Source organism: Burkholderia sp. LMG 13014, assembly GCF_905232215.1.
Lineage (GTDB): Bacteria > Pseudomonadota > Gammaproteobacteria > Burkholderiales > Burkholderiaceae > Burkholderia.
In genome coordinates this window covers 1-5,103 of record NZ_CAJNKE010000436.1, presented here as the reverse complement: position 1 = coordinate 5,103, position 5,103 = coordinate 1, and the positions used below count along the sequence as shown (strand labels likewise).

4 protein-coding genes are annotated in these 5,103 nt (G+C 64.0%); 1 reads left to right on the top strand and 3 read right to left on the bottom strand.

What is annotated here, in order from left to right; translation table 11 throughout:
* Nucleotides 1-28: 28 nt before the first annotated feature.
* Together JYJ84_RS28010 and JYJ84_RS28005 are read right to left on the bottom strand one after the other, a co-directional pair.
* Nucleotides 29-1,684, bottom strand: coding sequence for a hypothetical protein (locus tag JYJ84_RS28010; protein WP_175221506.1), 1,656 nt, complete (start codon nucleotides 1,682-1,684; stop codon nucleotides 29-31).
* A gap of 31 nt (nucleotides 1,685-1,715) precedes the next feature.
* The gene (locus tag JYJ84_RS28005; protein ID WP_175221507.1) at nucleotides 1,716-4,001 is read right to left on the bottom strand and encodes a hypothetical protein; all 2,286 of its coding nucleotides are present in this window, start codon (nucleotides 3,999-4,001) and stop codon (nucleotides 1,716-1,718) included.
* 452 nt (nucleotides 4,002-4,453) lie between these two features.
* On the opposite strand from JYJ84_RS28005, the gene JYJ84_RS28000 reads away from it, so the two are divergent.
* Nucleotides 4,454-4,666, top strand: coding sequence for a hypothetical protein (locus tag JYJ84_RS28000; protein ID WP_089453321.1), 213 nt, complete (start codon nucleotides 4,454-4,456; stop codon nucleotides 4,664-4,666).
* Nucleotides 4,667-4,743: 77 nt separating this feature from the next.
* Here JYJ84_RS28000 and JYJ84_RS27995 read toward each other — a convergent pair.
* On the bottom strand, nucleotides 4,744-5,103 hold a 360-nt coding region (locus JYJ84_RS27995), incomplete at its 5' end, for an NUDIX hydrolase (RefSeq protein ID WP_240201910.1).

Below are 5,103 nucleotides of genomic sequence, written 5' to 3'. Positions count from 1 at the left end.
GGTGGGCGATCGTGCGTGAAGGCCGCGGTCAGGAGACGGTCGGCGGCAGCGACAGAGTCGGGTTGTCGCTGGCCGCAGGTGCCTTGTGCAGCGGCGACGTGCCGTCGGCCGGATAGTAGGTCGCCGACCAACGGAGCGTCGGGCCGTAGGTTCCCGATGGCGGCACGTAGGCCCACCACGCATCGCCGCTGTTGCGGTCGAAGGCGATGGTCTGTTCGTTCTCCCGTTTCGCATCGCTGCCGGTCCACAAGGTCGCTTCCACGCGGACGTAGCGCTGCCAGGAGACCGACTGGGCGGATACCTGGACCGTCGCGAGCGTGATCTCCGGCCCTGCGGGCGTCATCTCGAATGGCGACCGGGTGAGCGGGATCGGCTTTGTCTTGCCGCCGCCATCGGGCGTTGCCAAACCCGCGAAGATCAGCGCGACCCGCTCCGGATCGACCGCGGCGACGCGCGTTTCCCAGGTCGGCGCGCTCGGGGTGAGGGTGATCGGCTGCAAGCCGGTCTGGAGCTGCCAGCCGGAACCGACCTCCAGCGTCTGGACCGACGTGAGCCTGATCGTGCTGTAAAGCGGCGGCGTGGTCAGCATGCCGGGCGCGAAGACACGCACGAGCCGCGTGCTGAGCGGATAGGGCACCTCGAAGCGGCCCTGCGGCACCGCCTCGCCCTGGAGGTTCGTCGACCCGCTGGACAGCGCATAGGTCAGGCCGACAACCAGCGGCCGCGCGCGATCGTAGTCCTGGCCGGGGCGCAGCAATACCGACCGCTGCGCGCGCGACAGCTCGGCGGTCTTGGGGGTGTTGTTGTACTGCCAGGACAGCGTCACGGTCTCGACCACCTCGAAGTCGATCTCGTCGCTGGCCAGCAGGATGCGGCCGAGATCGTCGAGCACGATCGACCGCGCGCCGTCGCTCGAGCGGGAGGGCGCGATCCACGCCGGCGTGCCGTCGGTATAGGTGACCGTCCAGTCGTAGACGAACCACGCCTGTTTCGGCGGTGCGAACGGCAGCGAAAGCGTCACGCTCGGCCGCGTCTTGTCGAGTTCGGCGGTCCTGACCACGCCGTCGTAGCCGGTCACGCGCAGCGCGACGGCGGCGACCGCGAACGCGTCGAAATCGGCCGCGACGATCGAGAAGCTGACCTCGGCCGGCGGCGCGGGGATGACGGCGACGCCTTGCGTGGCGACGCCCGTGCCGGATCGTTTGGTGTCGTCCGTCATCGTGTAGTCGGCGGTCCATTCGACGATGCCGGGACTGGGCAACGCGAACCACCACGCATACGGCCGCTCGCGGGAGAACGTGTGGGACGTCCCGCCGACGGTGACCCGAACCGAGGAGACGGCGCTCCAGTCGAGCGCATCGAGCAGCGCCACGACGGAGACGGACTCGGCCGGTCCGCCGATGGTGGCCTCGGTGCCGATGAAGGCGACCGGGGGGCGCACGACCTGTTCGCTGGCCTCGTAATCGAGCACCGAGGAATAGAACGCCTGCCCGGTGTCGGCCGCGGTCGCGTCGACCTGCCACGTGCGCTGTGGCGTGTCGGCGTCGAGGACGAGCGTCGTTTGCCGGTAGGTGTAATTGACCGGATCCTTGAACTCGAGCAGCAGCCTCGCGCGCCGGGGGGCGGGAGGTGACGCGGAGCCGGATTCGGTCGCCAGCTTGACGGTGTAGGTGAGGGTCGTCATGGTCGTGCGCCTTGGTCGGTCGGGATGGCGGTCAGGCCAGGTCGGTCTCGTCGGCCTCGTCGGTCTCGTCGAGGTTGCGGGTCACGACGTCGCTTGCCGGCAGCCGTACCGAGTAGACCGGCTTCGTCCCGCCTTTCGCGTCGTGGGGCAGGGTCAGTATGTTGCTGTCGTAATTGCCCGCCGGGCCGGGGATGCCGCGTTCGCTCCCGATTTCGAAGTAGGTCAACGCGTAGTGGAATTCCGTCGTCGCATCGACTTCGCGCGAGAAGGTGTAGTAGTAGGGCGACGGGAAGACCTTGGTGCCGTTCGAGAGGGTCACGGGCTTGAAGGTTTGGGAGTCGATGTCGGTCTTGCCGTATTTCGACGTGCGGTACACATCTATCGTGACCTGGACATACGCTTTCCAGTCGACCAGTGACGGGTCGACGGTCACGGTGAACGGCAATTCGACCGGGAACAGGTTCAACGCGAAGATCGGCTGGTTGCCGTAACGCACCTTGCGGACCGCCACGGTTTTGCGCGTGTTGTTCCGGTCGCGGTAATAGACCGTGCCGTCGACCTGAACGGTCGAGGTGCTTCGCTTGACAGCCTGATATTCCCAGGTGCTGGTGTAGTAGTCTTCGATCCTCAATTGGGTGAAGTTGTGCGTCTGGTGGTCCGGGCTGTCCGGCTGGTCCGTGTAGTCGGTCGACAGCGAGATGCCGGTGATGGACGGCAGCGCGATACTGCCCCCGGGGATCGTGTCGTTCATGACGGTGACCGTGAAGTCGGCGGCGCCGATCACGCTGTAGACGGTCAAGGTCTTGCTGTTCACCACCGGGTACACCGACTGCGGCTGGTTGACGATGATGTTGCCGTTCGTCAGCACGTAGGTGACGGTGTACGTATAGGCCGCGCCACTCGGCTGATAGCTGTGGCTCCTGAATTGCACGGCCTCGCTGTTCTTGATGACCTTGCGTTGATCGACGTACAGCTTGCCGTCGGTGGTCGGCAGGTACGTGAAGTCGATCAGCACGAAGTCGACCTCGTTCTTCGGGTTTTCCGACGCGAACGCGATGTTCGAGCAGATGAACTCGGCTTGCTGGTAGCCGAGGTCGGTGTTGGAGATCTGAAGCTGGTTGCTGCTGCTCTTGAGCTTCGGCGACGTGAAGGCATCGCCGCTTTCGGGCTCGACCTGGTACCAGTACGTGTATTCCGAAACGAATTTCTTGCCGGCGTCGAAGAAGCCGTTGGAATGGTAGGACCACGTATTGGCGGTGGTGGCCGTGAATGCGTTGGATTCCGCTTGAGCCTTGCCCGGATAATCGATGGTCACGGTGACCTTCTTGATGCCCGCGCTCTTCAGGTCGGCCGACATCGTCACGGCCACGTCCAGCGTGCGGTTGTCGACCGTCTTGTCCAGCCGGCTCCAGACATTCTTGTCGAAGGTCGGCAGGAAGCCCTGCGGCATGATCGTCCAGTCGATGACCTCGTTTTCCTCGTAGACGCGCTGGAACGAGCCGATGGAGTTGATGCTGAAATCGTCGGCTGCGCTCGCGCCGAGGCGGCGCGCGACGTCGTCCGCGGCTGCCTGGACCAGCCCCTCGAGCGTCGTGAACGCCCAGTCATGGACGCGTTGCCGGAACTCGTCCGACGGTTGCACCGACCAATCGAGCTTGACCTTGCCGGAATCCGACTTCTGCATGTATTCACGGATCGTCGTGCGTCGCCCGGTCTCGCTGCCCCAGACGTTGCGGTCGATCTGGACGGTCTTCTGGTAGCTGGCGGCGATCGCGCAGTCGTAGGTCACGGTGGCCTTGACGGCCGGCAACTGGCTCAGCGTCGTGGCGACGTACTGGATCGACCAGGTCGACAGGCCGACGCCCGTGTCGAAGATGTCGCGGATCGTCTTGACGTCGGCGGCGGTTTTCAGGTCGATGATGAACGTCGCCGCGTTGCTGCCGAAGTTGGACGGCGTCACGTTGATCTGCGTGTCCGGCTGGCCGGACGGGAGCGTCAGCGTCAGGAAAGCCTGGGCGTCGTTCCACGCGAACTGGCCGAATTCGATGCCCTGGCCCAGGACGTTCTTCACGGCCTGGTAGGCCTCCTGGTCGATCACGAGCTCGGCCGTGAACGTCACCGTGCCGGCCGAGCCGCTGTTCGTCCTGAACTCGGTCAGCGAGAAAGCGGGGAGGGTGATGCCGTCGACGGTCTGGGTGGCCAGCTGGGGCTTCGGCACGATATACCAGAGATTGGTGTTCGTGAAATCGCGATAGACAGTGACGCTCTTCTTGTCGTTGTCGTACTTGATGACTCGGGAGTCCTGAATATTGATCATTTCCATCTCCGGTTGAGAACGTGCGGTGTGTTATATCGGGTCCGGCAGGTATTCGCGCGCGGTGTGGCGCGAATGCCTGCCGCGGATCGGAGGCCGGGTTAAGGTGCCGATTTTCTGAAATGCCCCAGTCCGGACAGGTGCCGGGTTGATGCGCAAAGCTCGCGGATCCTTCGGGGCGATCGAGCGGGTTGCATCGGCGCGCCGAATGTACAGGTGGAAATTAGGCAGTTTGGAGGGGCGGTTCAATTACACTCGATTACGCCTGGGGCGACGGCGTGAAATCGACAGGCGGCCAGGCGCAGCGCGCGGGCGGGCGGCCGAGAACGGGAAAACTTGATCGGTACAAGCCCTGAAGCCCCGTGAATTATTTCCCGGCTATAGTGGGCGTGCTGGCGGCAGGTGCGGAGCTTTTTACCGATGCCTGCCAAGGAATGACTGTAGACGGGTGCTGTATGAAAAATAAAATCGAAAAGACTGCCGGACCGATCTGGGGCGTGGCTGCAGGATTGCTTCTTGCTGTCGCTGGATTGAGTCTCGGTATTTTCCCGAAGTCCCTGCACAGCTCGGGAAGCGCGAACGACTTCATGGCATCCGGTGTCGCGATGCTGGGGATTTTCCTGGTCGTCTATTCCACGCACGAATTGCGAAGAAGGCGTTCGCACTGAGCGCTCGCGCGTCCGCGGATCCACGAAAAACGACTTGAGCCGGCCGCCGGCTCAGGCGGGCGCTCGTCCGTCGCGCGCTACGCCTTGGTGATTTCGTGTTGATGAACGAGTTCGACGATTCGCTTCGTCGGAATGCTGGCGCGCAGTCCGTCGACGCTGTCGATCGGAAACCACTTGCATTTCTCGATCTCGTTGTTCGCTTGCGGCGTCTGGTCCGGGCCGACTTCCGCGAAGAACACGTGATGGATCTTGGCGAGCCCGGTGAACTGCATCGAGTACACGAGATGCTGGCCGGTCATGCCGGTTTCTTCGCACAACTCTCGATGCGCGGCTTCGAGCGGCGTTTCCCCGCGCTTGATCGTGCCGCCGGGAAGGGCCCAGCGCGATGCCGCGCGGGCGACGAGCAGGACCTGTTCGCCGCGGTAGCAGACGATGGT

Coding starts and splice junctions, on each gene's coding strand:
- JYJ84_RS28010 (WP_175221506.1), bottom strand. CDS start 1,684: ATGACGACCCTCACCTACACCGTCAAGCTGGCGACCGAATCCGGCTCC.
- JYJ84_RS28000 (WP_089453321.1), top strand. CDS start 4,454: ATGAAAAATAAAATCGAAAAGACTGCCGGACCGATCTGGGGCGTGGCT.
- JYJ84_RS28005 (WP_175221507.1), bottom strand. CDS start 4,001: ATGATCAATATTCAGGACTCCCGAGTCATCAAGTACGACAACGACAAG.